Genomic DNA, 17,328 nt, shown 5'->3' with positions numbered 1-17,328 from the left:
GGGGCGTTGCGCGCCCCCCCATATCAATAAGTACAGGAAGCGTATGAACGACCACCCCCTTTCCCTCCAGGCTCTCGCCGCACCCGACGGCACTTGCTACGGCTGCGGTTGCTCCCACCCCAGCGGCCTGCACCTGCAAAGCCACTGGGACGCCGACGGCATCCACCTGGTGTGCCGGCACGCGCCCGACAGCACCTTCATCGGCTGGCCCGGCCTGGTCTACGGCGGGCTGCTGGCGATGCTGGTCGACTGCCACTCCAACTGGACGGCAATGGCTTACCACTACCGCAACGAAGGTCGCGAAGCGGGCAGCCTGCCGCGTATCGACTGTGTCACTGGCAGCCTTGGCCTGAACTACCTCAAGCCCACGCCCATGGGTGTGGAATTGTTGCTCAAGGCGCGTGTGGAAGGTGAGGTGGGGCGCAAGACCCGGGTGCTCTGCGAAGTCTGGGCCGACGATGTGCTGACAGTGACTGCCGACTCGGTGTTCGTTCGCGTCGATACCGAAAAGCTCAAGCTCAAGGCCCACGGCCAGGCCTGAGCCGCCGGTGCTGATGAGTGGTCGGTGATGGTCAGCGGCCGGGGATGTCTCTAGAGTGAGAGGTTCATTCCCCAGGCCAGGTTGATCATGACCGATCTCAGTGCTTTCCCCATTACCCGCAAGTGGCCCGCCAGACACCCCGAGCGCCTGCAGCTGTATTCGCTGCCGACGCCCAACGGCGTCAAGGTGTCGATCATGCTCGAAGAGATCGGCCTGGCCTATGAGCCGCACAAGGTCAGCTTCGACAACGATGACCAGCTGAGCCCCGAGTTCATCTCGCTCAGCGCCAACAACAAAATCCCCGCCATCCTCGACCCCAATGGCCCGGGCGGCCAGCCGCTGCCGTTGTTCGAGTCGGGGGCGATCCTGCAGTACCTGGCAGAGAAGAGCGGCCAGTTGCTCAGCCAGGACCCGGCCCAGCGTTACCAGACCTTGCAGTGGCTGATGTTCCAGATGGGTGGCATCGGGCCGATGTTCGGCCAGGTCGGGTTCTTCCATTTCTTTGCTGGCAAGGAATACGAGGACAAGCGCCCGCGGGACCGTTATGTCAATGAGTCCAAGCGCCTGCTTGGTGTTCTGGACCGGCATCTGAAGGGCCGGGAATGGATGGTCGACGAGTACAGCATTGCCGATATCGCGATCTTCCCGTGGGTGCGTAACCTGGTTGAGCGTTACAACGCCCGAGACCTGGTTGGCTTCGATCAGTTCAAGGAAGTGCAGCGAGTGCTGGCGGCGTTCCTCGAGCGGCCGGCCGTGCAACGGGGCCTGAAAATCCCAGGCTGATCAGGCAACACCGGCCTTATGTGCATGCACCGGCCATTGTAGGAGCGGCCTTGTGTCGCGAAAGGGCCGCAAGGCGGCCCCGGGATTTCAGCACTGATGCATAAATCGCCGGGGCTGCCTTGCGGCCCTTTCGCGACACAAGACCGCTCCTACAAGGGGCGTATTCCAGCTTTTCAGAAAATGTGGTGCAGAAGCCAGTACAGGCTGCCGGCCAACAGCATCGCTGCCGGCAAGGTCAGCACCCAGGCCATCAGCAGGTTGACCAGCGTGCGCTTCTGAATCCCCGAACCGTTGGCCACCATGGTCCCGGCCACCCCGGAGCTCAGCACATGGGTGGTCGACACCGGCAACCCGAACATGTCGGCCGCACCAATGGTACACATTGCCACCACTTCGGCCGAAGCCCCCTGGGCATAGCTGAGGTGGGTCTTGCCGATCTTCTCGCCTACCGTCACCACGATGCGCCGCCAGCCGACCATGGTGCCCAGCCCCAGTGCGATGGCCACGGCCACTTTCACCCACAGCGGGATGTAGCGGGTGGCATCATCCAGTTGGGTCTTGAACAGCAGCACCTGGCTGCGTGTACCTGCATCGAATGCCACCAGCTGGTTCTTCTCGATCAGGCGGATGGCTTCGCTGGTCAGGTACATGTCGTTGCGCACGTTGGCCATGGCTTCGGCCGGTACTCGTTTGAGCGAGCCATAACCTTTGACCTCTTCGCCGATCATGCCGGTCAGCGCCGCCAGCGCCGGTATCAGTTGCGGGTTGGCCCTGGGCTCGGCAATGAACGTGGTCAGCACCTGGCGTGGGTCGGCCGGTGCCGCTTGTGGGGCGCCGCGCACCAGTGCCTGGCGGGTTACCTCGGCGACCGCGGAAAACTGCAAGGCCTGTTCATTGGGCATGGTCTTGTTCAATGCGTAAGCCATCGGCAGGGTGCCAACCAGGATCAGCATGATCAGGCCCATGCCTTTCTGGCCGTCGTTGGAGCCGTGGGCAAAGGACACCCCGGTGCAGGTCAGGATCAGTACACCGCGAATCCACCATGGTGGTGGTGTCTGGCCTTCCGGCGCCTGGTACAGCGCCTTGCGCTTGACCAGCGCGCGCAGGGCCAGCAGCAACAGGGCGGCACAGGCAAAGCCGAGCAGTGGCGAGAACAGCAGGGCATAACCGACCTTGCTGGCCTGGGCCCAGTCCACACCACTGGTGCCGTCGCGCCCATGCATCAGGGCATTGGCCACGCCCACGCCGATGATCGAACCGATCAGGGTGTGCGAGGATGAGGCCGGCAGGCCCAGCCACCAGGTGCCGAGGTTCCAGATGATCGCTGCCAGCAGCAGGGCGAAGACCATGGCGAAACCGGCCGAAGAGCCGACCTGCAGAATCAGCTCCACCGGCAGCAGGGCGATGATGCCGAACGCCACCGCGCCACTGGAAAGCAGCACGCCGAGGAAGTTGCACAGCCCGGACCAGACCACGGCGACGGGGGCAGGCAACGAGTGGGTGTAGATGACGGTGGCCACTGCGTTGGCGGTGTCATGGAAGCCATTGACGAACTCGAAGCCCAGTGCAATCAGCAATGCCAGGCCCAGCAGCAGGAATGGCGTGACCGTGGTGATTACCGTGCCGCTGGCCGTCACATCCTGCCTCAGGCTCCAGGCGGTGTAGGCAATGCCGGCCAGCAGCAGGCCGAAGAACAACACCAGGGTGGCTCGCCCGGGCTTGTGGGCAAGTTGCGGGCGGGCATCGCGTTGGGCCAGTTGCGGCAGGCTGGCCAGTGAGGGGGTTGCCATGGTGGCTCCGGTCGGGGTGTGGCAAGGGTGCCGAAGGCCTTGAGCATAGAAACAATTCGTAACCCGGCCGTGACCTCGATCAATGATTTATCTAGGCTCAAGACGGACGGTAGTGGCAGGAGAAACCCATGATTCGCTGCAAGCGTGTCTACGATGCGGTTGAGCAAGACGACGGCCAGCGCGTGCTGGTCGATCGCCTGTGGCCGCGTAACAAGCGCAAGGAAGACCTGCACGGGCAGTGGTTGCGCGAAGTTGCACCCTCGGATGAGTTGCGCAAGGCGTTTCACCAGGGTGAAGTGGATTTCGCCGGCTTCACCCAGCGTTACCAGCACGAACTGGCGGCCCACCCCGAGCACTGGTATCCGCTGCTGGACCTGGCCGGAAAGGGCACGCTGACATTGCTTTATGCGGGCAAGGATACCGAGCACAACAATGCCCGGGTGTTGGCTGAATGGCTGGAGGACGAACTGGACCGGCGTGGGCCCGGCAGTTCGCCCGTGTGCTACGCCCAATGAGCGATAATGATTTATCGGGACTGTGCTGACCCCTGTAGGAGCGGCCTTGTGTCGCGAAAGGGCCGCAAAGCGGCCCCAGCAATTTTGCAGGAATGCGAAGACCCTGGGGGCGCTTCGCACCCCTTTCGCGACACAAGGCCGCTCCTACAAACGACAGTGCAAGAGCTGCCAGACCAGAGAACCCATGCCTCTACAACTGACCCCCGCCAACGACACCCACCGCACCTTCGCCCGCGACCTCACGCGCCGCGCCATGCTGCCGTACTACCGCGAATACGACCTGCTGTGGCTAGAGGAAGCCTTCGACGAAGCCTGGGGCTGGCGCGAGCAGTGGCTGGTGACCGAAGGCGACACGGTACTCGGCTTCTGCAGCCTCAGCCAGGACCGCCAGGCGCTGTTCATTCGCGAGTTGCACCTGCTACCCGAGCACCGTGGGCGCGGGGTCGGCAGCTGGGTGCTGGAGCAGCTGGCACTGTGGGCCCGCCAGCGGCACCTGCCGCTGCTGCGGCTGATGGTGTTTCGCAGCAACCCGGCGCGGGTGCTCTACCAGCGCCACGGCTTCGTCGAAATGGGTGAGGACGAATGCTTCGTGCGCATGCAGCGCACGATCGACCAATAACTCAATGATGGCTTGTCGCCACTGGTGAGCATCGGCATAGTGAACCCAAGCGTTCACGGCTACCTGCAGCGGGTAGTCCGTACATGAGTATGACCAGGGATAAGGAGACCCCCATGAATGGAATCGGTCCGCGGCTGCGGGAAGAGCGAGAACGCCTGGGGATGACCCAGCGCGTGTTTGGCGATATCGGCGGCGTCGAACCCAATGCCCAGGGCAAATACGAGAGTGGTGAACGATTGCCGCGGCTCGATTACCTGGCGGCATTGGCAACCCGAGGCGTGGATGCACTATATGTGCTCAGCGGTATCCGCACCCCGGCACCGCTAGAGGGGCTGAGCGCCGATGAGTCCCGTTTGCTGGGGGCTTTCCGGCAGTTGTCGTTCGACGATCAGGCGGCACTTTGGCACTTGTTGCGGCGTTTGACCAACAACGACAAATCCCGACAGACAGTGAGACCGCCTACGGTTGAACCTCAGGCGTTTCTTACGGACGGAATGCGTTAGGTCCGCCGTGAAAAATTTTGTTAAGGTGGCGGGATCCAATCGCCCTGCTGACGAGGTGTGTGCTTGATTAGGGTCTTAGTGGTCGACGATCACGATCTGGTACGAACCGGTATTACACGCATGCTGGCCGACATCGATGGCCTGCAGGTGGTGGGTGAGGGCGATTCGGGCGAGTCGGCGCTCAGGCTGGCCCGTGAACTGAAGCCGGATGTGGTGCTGATGGACGTGAAAATGCCCGGCATCGGCGGCCTTGAGGCCACCCGCAAGCTGCTGCGCAGCCACCCGGACATCAAGGTGGTTGCCGTGACCGTGTGCGAGGAAGACCCGTTCCCCACGCGCCTGCTGCAGGCCGGCGCTGCTGGCTACCTGACCAAGGGCGCCGGCCTCGACGAAATGGTCCAGGCCATCCGCCTGGCCTTCGCCGGCCAGCGCTACATCAGCCCCCAGATTGCCCAGCAGATGGCGCTGAAGCCATTCCAGCCACAGGGCTCACCGTTCGATGCCTTGTCGGAACGGGAAATCCAGATTGCCCTGATGATCGTCGGCTGCCAGAAAGTGCAGATCATCTCCGACAAGTTGTGCCTCTCGCCCAAGACCGTCAATACTTACCGTTATCGGATCTTTGAAAAACTCTCGGTCACCAGCGACGTCGAACTGACCTTGCTGGCCGTTCGCCACGGCATGGTCGACGCAAGCCTGTAAAACCTCATGTCCCAAGTTTTCGATGCCAGCGCATTCCTGGCTACCTGCAGTGGTCGCCCGGGCGTCTACCGGATGTTCGACGGCGAAGCCCGGCTGCTTTACGTGGGCAAGGCCAAGAACCTCAAGAAGCGCCTGGCCAGCTATTTCCGCAAGACCGGCCTGGCGCCCAAGACCGCCGCGCTGGTGGCCCGCATCGCCCAGGTCGAAACCACCATCACCGCCAACGAAACCGAGGCGCTGCTGCTGGAGCAGAACCTGATCAAGGAGTGGCGGCCGCCGTACAACATCCTGCTGCGCGATGACAAATCCTACCCCTACGTGTTCCTTTCCGACGGCGAGTTTCCGCGGCTGGGCATTCACCGTGGGGCGAAGAAGGCCAAGGGCCGCTACTTTGGCCCGTACCCCAGCGCAGGCGCCATTCGCGAAAGCCTCAGCCTGCTGCAAAAGGCCTTTTCGGTGCGCCAGTGCGAAGACAGCTACTACGCCAACCGCACCCGGCCATGCTTGCAGTACCAGATCAAACGCTGCAAAGGGCCCTGCACGGGCCTGGTGACCGCCGAGGAATATGCCGAGGACGTGCGCCACTCGGTGATGTTCCTAGAAGGGCGTAGCCAGCAACTGGGCAACGAGCTCAATGCCGAGATGGAGAAGGCCGCCATGGCCCTCAATTTCGAGAAGGCCGCCGAGTTGCGCGACCAGATCGCCTTGCTGCGGCGCGTCCAGGACCAGCAGTACATCGAAGGCGGCAGCGGCGACGTCGACGTTATCGCCGCCTTCGTCAACCCCGGTGGCGCCTGCGTGCACCTGATCAGCGTGCGTGGCGGGCGGGTGCTGGGCAGCAAGAACTTCTTCCCGCAGGTGGGCATCGAGGAGGAGGTGGCCGAAGTAATGGCCGCTTTCCTCTCCCAGTATTACCTGGGCAATGCCGAGCGCGAATTGCCGGGCGAACTGATCGTCAACGTGGTGCACGAAGACTTCGCAGCCATCAGCGAAGCCCTGCAGACCTTGCGCGGCCGCGAGTTGACCATCAGCCACCGGGTACGCGGTACCCGCGCCCGCTGGCAGCAGCTGGCGGTGACCAACGCCGAGCAGGCGCTCAATGCGCGCCTGGCCAACCGCCAGCACATGGCCGCACGTTTCGAGGCCCTGGCCGAGGTGCTGGGCCTGGACGAGGTGCCGCAGCGCCTGGAGTGCTACGACATCAGCCATTCCAGCGGCGAAGCCACCGTGGCCAGCTGCGTGGTGTTCGGCCCCGAAGGCCCGCTCAAGTCCGACTACCGCCGCTTCAACATCGAAGGCGTCACCGCTGGTGACGACTACGCCGCCATGCACCAGGCCCTGACCCGCCGCTACGGGCGCATCAAGGATGGCGAGGGCAAGCTGCCCGACGTGCTGCTGGTGGACGGCGGCAAAGGCCAGTTGAACATGGCCCGTGACGTGATGCAGGAGCTGGGCTTCAGCGACCTGACCCTGCTTGGGGTGGCCAAGGGCGTGACGCGCAAGGCCGGTTTCGAAACCCTGTACCTGAACGACGTGCACCATGAGTTCACCCTCAAGGGCGACTCACCGGCCTTGCACCTGATCCAGCAGATCCGCGACGAGGCCCACCGTTTCGCCATCACCGGCCACCGCGCCCGCCGCGGCAAGGCCCGCCGGGTGTCCAGCCTGGAGGATGTGGCCGGGGTAGGGCCCAAGCGCCGGCGCGACCTGCTGAAACATTTCGGCGGCCTGCAGGAGCTCAACCGCGCCAGTGTCGATGAAATCGCCAAAGCACCCGGCATCAGTAAAAAGCTTGCCGAGTCGATTTATGCCAGCCTGCATAGCGAGTAGAATGCGGGCTCAACTTGCGGCCAGTCGTACCGATGAATATTCCAAACCTGCTCACCGTTCTACGCGTCCTGCTCATCCCGATTTTCATCCTGCTGTTCTATATGCCCTACCACTGGAGCTACATGGCCGCCAGCAGTGTGTTCGCCGTTGCCGCCGCCACCGACTGGCTGGACGGCTATCTGGCGCGTCGTCTGCAGCAGAGCACGCCGTTCGGTGCCTTCCTCGACCCAGTGGCCGACAAGCTGATGGTGGCGGTGGCCCTGGTGCTGCTGGTGCAGACCCACGCCAACTTCTGGCTGACCTTGCCGGCCGCGGTGATCATCGGCCGCGAGATCGTGGTTTCGGCGCTGCGCGAGTGGATGGCCGAGCTGGGCGCGCGGGCGCATGTGGCGGTGTCCAACCTCGGCAAGTGGAAAACCGCGGCACAGATGCTGGCGCTGGTGATCCTGCTGGGCAACCCGCCGGCGGTGACCTTCTGGGTAATCCTCGGCTACGCGCTGCTGCTGGTGGCGGCGGGGCTGACGCTGTGGTCGATGGTGCACTACCTGCTGGCCGCCTGGCCGCACCTGCGCGAAGGCTCGGAGCAGAAATAAAAGTTTTTTTGAATCAAGGGGTTGACGCTGTTTTAGAAATCGCTAGAATGGCACCCATCACGACGCGGGAATAGCTCAGTTGGTAGAGCACGACCTTGCCAAGGTCGGGGTCGCGAGTTCGAGTCTCGTTTCCCGCTCCAAATATAGATTTACAGGGTTCCATAGAAGTCTGTAGATCATTGAAAAAAGACGCTTCGGCGTCTTTTTTCGTTTCAGTCAAAGCCACTATTTCACTGTCGCGGTAGCGGACCGTCGTTAGGCCTACTGCAGGCCGATGATAGCGTCCGATGGCTGACTCCAGGTTACTCGTTATAATGCGCACGGAGGTCCATAGGGCTCGTGAGCGTAGCTGAGTGCTGCTCCCCTTGAGTTGCCGCCAAGTGCAGGCGTTCACTCAGCCACATGATCTGCGCAGCTTTCTGATAGAGCTCCTGTACCGAAAGACTCACATGTGGCCGTAACAGCGCCAGGCTGCTTTGCCTGGCGTCATCGTGCACGGGTTGGATCAACCCGTGGCGTAGTCCAAGCCCCTGCGCGACCTCCCACAACCGGGGCCTATTCAAGAAGACATCCTTGGTCCAAAGGACGGGAACAGTCGCTTGTTGGCGATGATGGGGCCTGAAGTCCAATGCGGTCTGGACAAGTCGTTCTCCACCCGGTGGAAGGTTGCCCGCATGAACCTCGTGGGTGGGACAGGTGCAGCTGAAGCTGTAGAAATGGAAGCCCAGTTCATCCGTGATTGCAGGGAGTTCCTTGAGCAAGGCGGGCAGCGCTCGCAAACGCTCCCAGTCTTGTGCTGTTCTGTTGAGCATCGTACCTCCCTGTAGGATCGCTCGTACGGTCGGAGGACTGGCACTCAGCGTCTTCAAATACCAACCGGCCCCATCAACTATAAGCGGGGCATAGCGTCGAAGAAATAAACAAAATGTTTAAAGTCTTATCGCGTGGATGAAAAATTGTTCATCGTGGCCAGGCAGCAACAGAAATTCTGGCTCATAGCTGTTCGGGCTCGTATAGACATACAGGCTGGGCAGCCCGCTCTGCACTTCCTGCAGCAAGCGCAATCCCTGCCAGTGAAACAGCGTCCGGTATATCGGCTCGGCTTCGCCTGGCTTGTACACCGCTTTGCTGATCCGTCGCCCCAGCTGCCACCGGCCCAGCCTTGCGACACACGCACCCAGCAGGAGCTGAACTCGTCGTTCTGGCTTTCACGGTCCCAGGGAAAGCTGACCTTCACCCGGCCCCACTCATCGCAATAGATCTCTTCTCCCTTCGGGCCGACCACGGTAGCCATGTGCGGGCCATCAACGCGTGGTTTTGATAGTGGGGCAGGGCGCCATTCGGTCCGACCGGGGACCAGCACGGCGGTCTGCTCGTAGCGCGTGCCTTGTTCCACACCTGCGGCTTCTTCTTGCAGGCTGGTGAACTGGATGCCTGTGTGGGTAACCGTGTTCACCCGCCAGTGCGTGTTGAGGTCGTCACGTGGGTGACCTGTCAGGGTGAAGCTCAGGCCCGGTTGCAGGCGAACATCGTCACCCTCAACTTCGGCAATACGTACATCGTGGCGCAGCGCAGTGATGCGGTTCTCAGTGAACGGCTTGCCGACCACATCGCGTTTGTAACGGCCCGGGTAATCGAAGAATTCGTACTCTTTGGACTGATGCTCCAGGAAGGGCCCGGCAGCTCTGTGTTCCTGGCGGTAGGCCGGGTTGGTAAAGGTGTAGTCACGCTGAACCTGGCGAGCGGTGCGCACCTGCTCGCTGTAGCGCAAACGGCGAAGGCACGGCATGGCTTGATCGCCACCGCCGGTGGCTTGGTACAGCACGCTGTTGGGGTCTACAGGCTCGTCGGCATCAAATAAGCCCTCGTCGTCATCCTCGGCCTTGATGGTCCCATGAGCGCGGACATCCGCCGCACCATTCAGCGCTTTGAGCCGCGTGTGCACGTGCGCGCGCTCAAGGCCGTCCCCGATTGCCATGCCCCGCTGGAACTGCATTTCAGGCTGGACTGCCACGTGCAGGTCAACAACCACACGGAGCAGCTGCAACTGGAGCTGCTGGTCAATGGCCATAACCGCCACACCCGAGTGAGGTGACCTATGTCACTCAAGGACCGATTCAGCGAAGAGTTGCGTTACCTCCATGAACTGGGGAACGACTTCGCTCAGGACAACCCACAACTTGCCCGCCTGCTCGGCAAGGGTGGCAGCGACCCGGATGTCGAACGCCTGATGGAAGCCTTTGCATTCCTCACGGCCAAACTGCGGCTCAAGCTGGAGGACGACCTGCCCGAGCTGACGCACCCGGCAGACCCGGACTTCCAGCTACGTGGCGGCTACGACAACCTGATGCTGGATGCAGCTGCGCCACTGTTTGGCCTGGTGATACGCCTGCGCACAGGAGTGCAAGCACCTGCGCATCGTCGCGCACCTGGGTGTCGCTTGGCTGCGCAGCCAATGCTGGGAGCGCTGGGGTTATACCGTCGCACTGCTGGCCGGCATGGTCGAAGCCTATTGGGAAAGCGCATACCCGAAACCGGGCCCCAAAGGGTTCCTCGGCAAACGCAAGCTGGTTGGCCTGATGCTCAACCGTTTGCTCGTGGCGTTGCCGCGCCTGGACCGCTTCACGTTCAGCCCCGCGCACGCCGCGGCGGCTCAGGGCGCGCTGCAACGCCTGCAACAGCAGCAGGAAGCAGCGCAGCTCGATGAAGCGGCCCTTGGCGAACTGGAGCGCCTGCTACGCAAGCACACGGAGCTTTCGAACGGCCTTGCCGAGCCCACCACGGACAAGCCCCCTGCAAAGGCCATCAAGTCTGCGCCACTGGCCGAGGTCATTGCCACGCCGACGCCCCGTGTGTCGTTGGGCAACGAGCGGGAATCACGAAGGGCCATGCTGACCATGGCCGAGCTGATCAATCAACAGGACCCTTACGATCCTGCTGGCTACCAGTTGCGTCGGTTCGGCTTGTGGGCGCACATCCAGACACCGCCTCAAACCAGGCAGGGCAACCGCACGGAGCTGATGGCGGTGCCGCAGGACATTGCCGGGGACTATGAGGATGCCATTGCCGCTACTGCAATCGACGCGGCCCTGCTGCTGCGGATCGAAAAGAGCGTGACGGCTTGCCCCTACTGGATTCGCGGCAGCTTTCTGGCAGCGAGCGCTGCCACGCGGCTGGCGATGGGCGAGGTGGCTGAGGCCATTCGCGCTGCGACCGCGCGGTTCGTGCAGCGCATGCCCGCGCTGCAGCAGTTGTGCTTCAGCGACGGCAAGGTATTTGTCGATGACCAATGTCTGGCGTGGCTCAGGGGGGCACAAGGGCAATCCGATTCGGACGCAGCCTCTCAGGAATTCGCCACGTTGCGAGAGGAGCTGGCCTGCCAACTGGAAACCAGCGGCGTGGAAGCGGTGTTGCTCAGGCTGCAGGGCATGCAGGCGGACTTCCGCAGCCTGCGTGAGCGCTGCCATACCACGGTGATCGCGGCTGATCTGCTGGCGGCTCGACGAGGCCTACCTGAGCTTGCTCTCCAGGCGCTTCCTGCCAGCCTTGGCCAGCGGTGTGATCGATGCCATGGACGCCGCGCCGCCGGGCAGCGAACAGCAGATGGCTGCGCTTCGGGTTTATCGAATGCTGGAGGACCGCCAGAGCCGCCGCCCCGAATGGGTCGAGGACTGGATGGCCCGCCAGTGGCAACAGAAGTTCCCCGGGCAGGGGCAATTGCAAGGCGACCTCATGCGGCACCTGAAGTATGCCTTGGCCTATGCCGATACCGATCTGCCGCAGTATCGCCAGCGTATTGCAGAGGTGCAGCAGGTCCTGCGCAAGGTACCTTTGCCAGAGCGGGTGTACGCGAGCCTGAAACAGCAGGCTGGAGAGCAGTTGAATGCCGGCCTGGACCTGCGTCATCAGGTGGGGCCAGCGTTCGATGTGGTGTATCAGTCGTCTCCTGGCTTCAGGCAGGGCGATGGTGTCCTGATAGCGCCGATGCTCACCGCCAAGGGCTTCAAAGAGTACTTCGAACCACGTAGTCAAAGGTTTGCAGATATGGCCATGATCGACCAGTGGGCACTTGGAGAACGTGGCCAGCTCGATTACTCGGATGCCGACCGGGAGGCGCTGGGCGAACGGCTACGTAACTTGTACAGCGCCGATTTCATTGACAGTTGGCGTCGTGCCTTGAATGCCTTTTCGGTGGCTGACTTCCACGACCTGGATCATGGCGTAGCGATCCTGGGGCAGTTGACCGGGCCAGCAGCGCCCCTGCATCGGTTGCTGGACACAGTGAGGGACAACACATCTCTTTCATCAGCCGTTGTCGCTGAGGCACCCGGGGAGGTCGAAGCGTTGCGACCGACAAGTGGCAGGCCTGATCAACAACAGGCCTGGGCCATTCAGCGGGCCTTTGCCGGGCTGAGTGCCATGCTGCAGGCAACCGGTGAGAAACCCAGCTACTACGATGAAACTCTTGGTGCCATCGCGGCCGTGCACGACTATGCCAAGGCGGTGCAGGACAGCCCCGACCGAGGCAAGGCTGCCCTGCAGGCCGTGCATCAGCGATTCTCGATGACAGGGCAAGACCCCATCGGCACCCTGCAGCGGGTGGCCACCGGCTTACCGGAACCGATCAACCACCAGGTCAGAAAGATGGCCGATCAAACAGCACAGGTGCTGAATGTCGAAGCCTTGCGCGAATTGGAGCGACGCTGGGACGCCGAGGTATACAGCTTCTTCCAGCAGCGCCTGGCAGGGCGTTACCCCTTTGTCGTGAAGGCTCCCGACGCTTCGCTGGACGACTTTGAGGCCTTCTTCGGGCCGAAGGGGCGGCTGCAGCGGTTCCATGATCAATACCTGAAGGTCTTCCTGAGGGATAACCTCGAAGCCCTGCAGGCCGGCCAGCAGGGGCAGTCGCTGATCCGCAGTGATGTGCTCGAACAGCTGGAGCGGGCAGATCGTATCCGCGAGACCTTCTTTGATCAGCGCGGCAACCTGAGTGTGCAGTTCAGCATCGAGCCGTTGGGCCTGAGTGCCAACCAACGCACGAGCTTGCTGGACCTGGACGGCCAATTGATTCCCTACACCCATGGCCCGAGCCAGATCACCGGTATCGTCTGGCCCAATACCTTGGGGCAGCAGGTGCGCAGTAACCTGACCTTGCTCCGGCAGAACGGCAACAGCAGCAGCCTTGAGTACCGTGGCCCCTGGTCGATGTTCCGCTTGCTCAGCCGTGGCTCGCTCAATGGGCGCACGGCGACCAGCGTGGACCTGAGCTTCAGGACCGGCGATGGCGTGATGCGCTACAGGCTTAACGCGCAGAAAGCCTTCAACCCTATTACGCAAGAGCCTTTCAAAGGTTTCCAGTTGCCACGAGGGTTGTTGCAGAAGTCGCCCAAGCTGGGGCCGACCACGCAGGCCGGCTTGTGAGGGTTGGCTTGGGAGTACGGTGCGAACCGGTCACCCATTGCGCTGGCGCCCCCAAAGTTGCGCCGACAGCAGTTGAAGGCGCTCGGCCAGCTTGGCGACATGGGCGGCAGTGGTTCGACTCTGGTTGCTGGCGAGCACGCTTTTCTGGGTGGTTTGACTGATATCGGCCAGGTTGCACTGGATGCTGTCACCCACCGCGCTCTGCTCCTCTACGGCGGCAGCGATCTGCACGCTCATGCCGCTTATTTCATCTACGCGCTGGGTGATCCCGTCCAGCGCCCGGGCAGCCAGCAGTGCCTGTTCGACACTGACACCGGCCTTGCTGTGACTGCGCTGCATCGCAAGCACGGCATCCCCCGTGGAACGCCGCAGGGTGTCGATGGTGCCCTGGATGTGAGCAGTGGATTGCTGAGTCCGCGAAGCCAACCCGCGCACCTCGTCGGCGACCACCGCGAAACCCCGGCCCGCCTCTCCAGCGCGGGCAGCCTCGATGGCGGCGTTGAGGGCAAGCAGGTTGGTCTGTTCGGCGATGCTTTGAATCACCTCGAGTACGCGGTCAATTTCATTGCCATGCTGTTCCAGTTGATGAATCACCAAGCTGGTCTGTTGCACCTCGCTGGCGAGGCTATCAATGTGCTGGCGGGTCTGCTCAACCAGTTGGTGGCCGCGGTCGGATTCCTGGTTGGCCAGGTTCGCGGCGCTGGCGGTGAGCTGAGCGTTGCGCGCCACTTCCTGCACACTGCTGGCCATCTGGGTTATTGCGCTGGCAACCTGGGCAGTTTCCCCCTGCTGGCGGAGGGTCGCGCAATTGTTGTTGTCCACAGCAGACAGAAGCTCTTCGGCTTCCTTGCTCAACTGGCGGGACGAATCGGCAATGCGTCCGACTATTGCCCGGGTCTCGGCTTCGAGCATTTGCAGGGTGAAATCGATCTGGCCAAACTGGTCGCGGCGGCCGCTGTAGAGAATCTGGCTCAGCGGATTGTCGGCGATATTCCTGGCTTTTCGGGCAAGGGCGTCGAGGGGGCGCAGGCTGAAGCGCAACACGCCGCCAAGCAGCAAGCTCGATAGCGTCATGGAGAAAGCGGCATGGCTCCAGGACAACGCACCCAACAAGCCCAAGGCAGCAAAGCACAGCAGGTTCACGCCAGTGCTGGCAAGTGCCAGACGCATGCCGACGGACAGCCGTGACATACGCAGGCAGTTGGTCTTTTTACCACTACGCAACTGTGCATAGAGATGTTCAGCAGCTTCCACCAGCGCTTTGGCCGGTAGCGTGCGAACCGATTGGTATTCCACTGTTTCGCCATTGCGCTGCATCGGCGTGACGTAGGCGCTGACCCAGTAGTGGTCACCATTCTTGCAGCGATTTTTTACCAGCCCCATCCACGAGCGCCCATCCTTGAGTGTCTGCCACATATGCGCAAAAGCTTCTGGCGGCATGTCCGGGTGGCGCACGATGTTGTGATTGACGCCGAGCAATTCGGCTTCACTGAATCCGCTGATGTTGATGAAATCGGGATTGACGTAAGTGATGGCGCCCTTTGGGTTGGTTGTTGAAAGAATGTTCGCGTTTGCGCTGAATTCGACGGCACGACCACTGACCGGAAGATTGGTTTTCATTGTTTTTCTCCTGAACTGACAGGTACGCGCCGCGTAACTGCGCTTCCTTCGAAACGGTCTTCTGTGCTGAGCAGGTGTTGTATCTGAGCGGCGGGTTGTGGCCGGCTGAACCAGTAGCCTTGGGCGTAGTGGCAGCCTTCACCGACCACGAATTCGAGTTGCGCCGAACTCTCGATGCCTTCGGCCACTACTTCCAGGCCGAGGCTACGGCCGAGAACGATGATTGCCTGGCTGATCGCGCTCTGTTTGTTCTCGTAAGGCACGCCGGTGATGAAGCTCTTGTCGAGCTTGAGGATGTGCAGCGGAAAGCGCGTGAGGTAGCCGAGCGAGGAGTAACCCGTGCCAAAATCGTCCAGCGCCAGCAGAACACCAAGGCTGGTCAGCTCATGCAGACAGGCCAGCGTGTCCATGTCGTCATGCATCAGTTGGCTTTCGGTGATCTCCAGGATCAGGCTGGCGGGAGGCAGGCCGCTTTCTTGCAGGATATCGATCAGCCGGAGGGTGAAGTCGGCTTGTTGCAATTGCGTGCTGGAAATGTTCACCGAGCAGCGCAGGCGCTCATGCCCGGCCAGTTGCCAGGCCCGGGCCTGCTGACAGGCCTGGCGCAGTACCCATTCGCCGACGCGGATGATCTCTCCCGATTCCTCCAGCGCAGGGATGAACTCCAGTGGCGAGATCAAACGTTCGCCATGGCGCCACCGCAACAGCGCCTCGACCCCGGTCACCACAGGTGTCCCTTGGTCCAGGTGATAGATCGGTTGGTAGTACAGTTCGAATTCATTCTGTTGCAGTGCCTGGCCTAGCGCGGATTCCAGTTCCAGATGCTGCTGCGCGGTATCTTGCAGTGTTTCGTCGTAGTGGGCGTACCGCGCCTTGCCGGCAGACTTGGCTCGGTAGAGGGCAAGGTCGGCAGCCTGCAGCACATCCAGGGCTTTGCCATTGTCGTGCAACGGAGCGATGCCGATGCTGGCGCTGACCACCAGGGTTCGACCGTCCATGTGCAGCGGTTGGTGCAGGTTGTCGAGGATGCGTTGGGATATCTGCTCGGCGTCGCGGTCGCAGGTGAGGTCGTGAAGCAAAACGATGAATTCGTCTCCGCCGAAGCGGAACAGTTGGTCAGTGGGGCGCAGCGACTCTTTCAAGCGCCTTGCCACTTCCACCAGCACGCGATCACCGACGTTGTGGCCGAGGCTATCGTTGATCAACTTGAAGCGGTCCAGATCGATGAACAGCAGCGCTTCGTAGTCACCGCCCTTGCGCTGCTTCCTGAAGGTCTTCTGCATTTGCTCGTCAAGCCGGATGCGGTTGGCCAGGCCGGTCAACGGGTCATGCTGGGCGGTATGTTGGAGGCGCTGCTCGGCATCCTTGCGTGCACTGATATCAGACTGCGAGCCAGCCATGCGTAGCTCGCCAGGGTTGGTCATTTCGGCGACCCCTCGCACGAGGACCCAGATGTAGTCGCCGTTGTGCTTGCGGATACGGTACTCGTGGTGAACGGATGATGTCTGCCCTTGAAGATGGGCATCGATGGCATGGCGGAAATCGGGCAGGTCGTCCGGGTGCACGCGACCGAACCAACTGGAACTGCTCTCGCCGATGCTGTCGCGGCTGAGGCCAAGCATGCTGGCCCAACGCTCTGAAACGTAGAGCCGGTCCTGATCGACATGCCAGTCCCACAGCCCGTCGTTGGCACCGCGCAGCGCGCGGGCGAAGCGAGCCTCACTATCTTCCAGCGCCTTGTGCTGGGCCGCACTGTAGGTATCGATGGCCAGCGTCATGTCGAAGAACACTGCCTTCAACAGGCTGGAATACAGCGTGGCATCCGGGCTGTCGCCGAACACGCTTTCAAGCATGTCGTCGAGGTAAAGCCGATAGCTGCCGAGATACCACTTCAGCTCCAGGCCGATCTGCTGATGGATCACACCGATGCGCAGGCGGCCGTTGACGTAGGTTTCATCGTAGGGGCCGCTCCACAAGCGCTGGTAATACTCAGCCTGGCTCTGCTTCAAACGGGCGGTGACTTCCGGCGTGCGAAGCAACGCGGACGGCGTGGAAAATTCCGCCAGGTGACGGTACAGATGGTCGACGAAAGCTTGCTGGGACGGGGCCATGTACTGAGCTGCTACGCCTAGTCGTCTGGCATCTTCGGCGCTCCAGTCGAGAAAGCGAAAGCGTTCGACAATCTCCGCATGGTCGAGACGGATACGCTTGAGTAATTCCTCGAGGTCTTTTGTCACCTTCATTCACATCCCCCGGTGTTGGAGAAGATTCCTTTTTGCTGAACAAAAAAAAGCGCCGTGACAACAAGTTCTGCTCAAGAACTTGTTGTCACGGCGCTTCGTCTTTCAGGCCTATTATCCTGCTCGGCAAAGCCGGTTCCCGCAGGGCGGAACCTGGTGATGGCACATTCA

12 protein-coding genes, 1 tRNA gene and 5 pseudogenes are annotated in these 17,328 nt (G+C 61.8%); 13 read left to right on the top strand and 5 right to left on the bottom strand.

Annotated features, from left to right (window positions below; genetic code table 11):
* Positions 1-43: 43 nt before the first annotated feature.
* Positions 44-541 (top strand): PaaI family thioesterase, encoded by a 498-nt coding sequence (locus M1D87_RS17645; protein WP_039613110.1) that lies wholly within the window; start codon positions 44-46, stop codon positions 539-541.
* Positions 542-628: 87 nt separating this feature from the next.
* The gene (locus M1D87_RS17640) at positions 629-1,324 is read left to right on the top strand and encodes a glutathione S-transferase N-terminal domain-containing protein (protein ID WP_085614405.1); all 696 of its coding nucleotides are present in this window, start codon (positions 629-631) and stop codon (positions 1,322-1,324) included.
* Positions 1,325-1,497: 173 nt separating this feature from the next.
* On the opposite strand, the gene M1D87_RS17635 is transcribed toward M1D87_RS17640, so the two are convergent.
* Complete coding sequence (locus M1D87_RS17635) at positions 1,498-3,114, bottom strand: inorganic phosphate transporter (protein ID WP_123085139.1); 1,617 nt, start codon at positions 3,112-3,114, stop codon at positions 1,498-1,500.
* Positions 3,115-3,242: 128 nt separating this feature from the next.
* Here M1D87_RS17635 and M1D87_RS17630 point away from each other — a divergent pair, with 128 nt between their 5' ends.
* The 7 genes from M1D87_RS17630 to M1D87_RS17600 all read left to right on the top strand — a co-directional run bounded on the left by M1D87_RS17630 (position 3,243) and on the right by M1D87_RS17600 (position 8,016).
* Positions 3,243-3,629: a DUF488 domain-containing protein gene (locus tag M1D87_RS17630; protein WP_085720500.1), complete on the top strand. Its 387-nt coding sequence runs from the start codon at positions 3,243-3,245 to the stop codon at positions 3,627-3,629.
* Between the two features lie 184 nt (positions 3,630-3,813).
* Positions 3,814-4,248, top strand: a complete 435-nt coding sequence (locus M1D87_RS17625) for a GNAT family N-acetyltransferase (protein WP_123085138.1) — start codon at positions 3,814-3,816, stop codon at positions 4,246-4,248.
* A 113-nt stretch (positions 4,249-4,361) separates the two neighbouring features.
* A complete protein-coding gene (locus M1D87_RS17620) occupies positions 4,362-4,751 on the top strand; it encodes a helix-turn-helix domain-containing protein (RefSeq protein WP_123085137.1) in 390 nt (129 codons plus the stop codon).
* A gap of 63 nt (positions 4,752-4,814) precedes the next feature.
* Entirely contained in the window at positions 4,815-5,453 is a 639-nt protein-coding gene (gacA, locus tag M1D87_RS17615; protein WP_015271036.1) for a response regulator transcription factor GacA, read from the top strand.
* A 6-nt stretch (positions 5,454-5,459) separates the two neighbouring features.
* Positions 5,460-7,283, top strand: coding sequence for an excinuclease ABC subunit UvrC (uvrC, locus tag M1D87_RS17610; protein ID WP_013973365.1), 1,824 nt, complete (start codon positions 5,460-5,462; stop codon positions 7,281-7,283).
* Between the two features lie 32 nt (positions 7,284-7,315).
* Entirely contained in the window at positions 7,316-7,876 is a 561-nt protein-coding gene (gene pgsA / locus M1D87_RS17605) for a CDP-diacylglycerol--glycerol-3-phosphate 3-phosphatidyltransferase (protein WP_039613116.1), read from the top strand.
* Positions 7,877-7,940: 64 nt separating this feature from the next.
* Positions 7,941-8,016, top strand: a tRNA-Gly gene (locus tag M1D87_RS17600).
* A 162-nt stretch (positions 8,017-8,178) separates the two neighbouring features.
* Here the strand turns inward: M1D87_RS17600 and M1D87_RS17595 are convergent.
* Positions 8,179-8,688, bottom strand: coding sequence for an autoinducer binding domain-containing protein (locus M1D87_RS17595; RefSeq protein WP_039613117.1), 510 nt, complete (start codon positions 8,686-8,688; stop codon positions 8,179-8,181).
* A gap of 308 nt (positions 8,689-8,996) precedes the next feature.
* A pseudogene (gene tssI / locus M1D87_RS17590) lies at positions 8,997-9,773 on the bottom strand (type VI secretion system tip protein TssI/VgrG); the annotation flags it as partial.
* On the opposite strand from tssI, the pseudogene M1D87_RS17585 reads away from it, so the two are divergent.
* The 4 pseudogenes from M1D87_RS17585 to tssM form a co-directional block, all read left to right on the top strand.
* Positions 9,771-9,971: pseudogene (locus tag M1D87_RS17585) on the top strand (GPW/gp25 family protein); the annotation flags it as partial. The pseudogenes tssI and M1D87_RS17585 overlap by 3 nt on opposite strands.
* A gap of 3 nt (positions 9,972-9,974) precedes the next feature.
* Positions 9,975-10,181: pseudogene (locus M1D87_RS17580) on the top strand (type VI secretion system baseplate subunit TssF); the annotation flags it as partial.
* A 91-nt stretch (positions 10,182-10,272) separates the two neighbouring features.
* Positions 10,273-11,430, top strand: a pseudogene (tssA, locus tag M1D87_RS17575) (type VI secretion system protein TssA); the annotation flags it as partial.
* Positions 11,375-13,297, top strand: a pseudogene (gene tssM / locus M1D87_RS17570) (type VI secretion system membrane subunit TssM); the annotation flags it as partial. The pseudogenes tssA and tssM, both read left to right, overlap by 56 nt.
* 30 nt (positions 13,298-13,327) lie before the next feature.
* Here tssM and M1D87_RS17565 read toward each other — a convergent pair.
* Both M1D87_RS17565 and M1D87_RS17560 read right to left on the bottom strand, forming a co-directional pair.
* Positions 13,328-14,917 (bottom strand): methyl-accepting chemotaxis protein, encoded by a 1,590-nt coding sequence (locus M1D87_RS17565; RefSeq protein ID WP_123085128.1) that lies wholly within the window; start codon positions 14,915-14,917, stop codon positions 13,328-13,330.
* A complete protein-coding gene (locus M1D87_RS17560; protein ID WP_039613136.1) occupies positions 14,914-17,160 on the bottom strand; it encodes a putative bifunctional diguanylate cyclase/phosphodiesterase in 2,247 nt (748 codons plus the stop codon). The genes M1D87_RS17565 and M1D87_RS17560 overlap by 4 nt, the downstream gene beginning before the upstream one ends.
* Positions 17,161-17,328 lie beyond the last annotated feature (168 nt).

This window comes from Pseudomonas sp. SA233 (assembly GCF_054792385.1).
This window is presented reverse-complemented; position numbering and strand designations above follow the sequence as displayed.

Coding starts and splice junctions, on each gene's coding strand:
- M1D87_RS17620 (WP_123085137.1), top strand. CDS start 4,362: ATGAATGGAATCGGTCCGCGGCTGCGGGAAGAGCGAGAACGCCTGGGG.
- uvrC (WP_013973365.1), top strand. CDS start 5,460: ATGTCCCAAGTTTTCGATGCCAGCGCATTCCTGGCTACCTGCAGTGGT.
- M1D87_RS17645 (WP_039613110.1), top strand. CDS start 44: ATGAACGACCACCCCCTTTCCCTCCAGGCTCTCGCCGCACCCGACGGC.
- M1D87_RS17640 (WP_085614405.1), top strand. CDS start 629: ATGACCGATCTCAGTGCTTTCCCCATTACCCGCAAGTGGCCCGCCAGA.
- M1D87_RS17560 (WP_039613136.1), bottom strand. CDS start 17,160: ATGAAGGTGACAAAAGACCTCGAGGAATTACTCAAGCGTATCCGTCTC.
- M1D87_RS17625 (WP_123085138.1), top strand. CDS start 3,814: ATGCCTCTACAACTGACCCCCGCCAACGACACCCACCGCACCTTCGCC.
- M1D87_RS17595 (WP_039613117.1), bottom strand. CDS start 8,688: ATGCTCAACAGAACAGCACAAGACTGGGAGCGTTTGCGAGCGCTGCCC.
- M1D87_RS17630 (WP_085720500.1), top strand. CDS start 3,243: ATGATTCGCTGCAAGCGTGTCTACGATGCGGTTGAGCAAGACGACGGC.
- M1D87_RS17565 (WP_123085128.1), bottom strand. CDS start 14,917: ATGAAAACCAATCTTCCGGTCAGTGGTCGTGCCGTCGAATTCAGCGCA.
- M1D87_RS17635 (WP_123085139.1), bottom strand. CDS start 3,114: ATGGCAACCCCCTCACTGGCCAGCCTGCCGCAACTGGCCCAACGCGAT.
- pgsA (WP_039613116.1), top strand. CDS start 7,316: ATGAATATTCCAAACCTGCTCACCGTTCTACGCGTCCTGCTCATCCCG.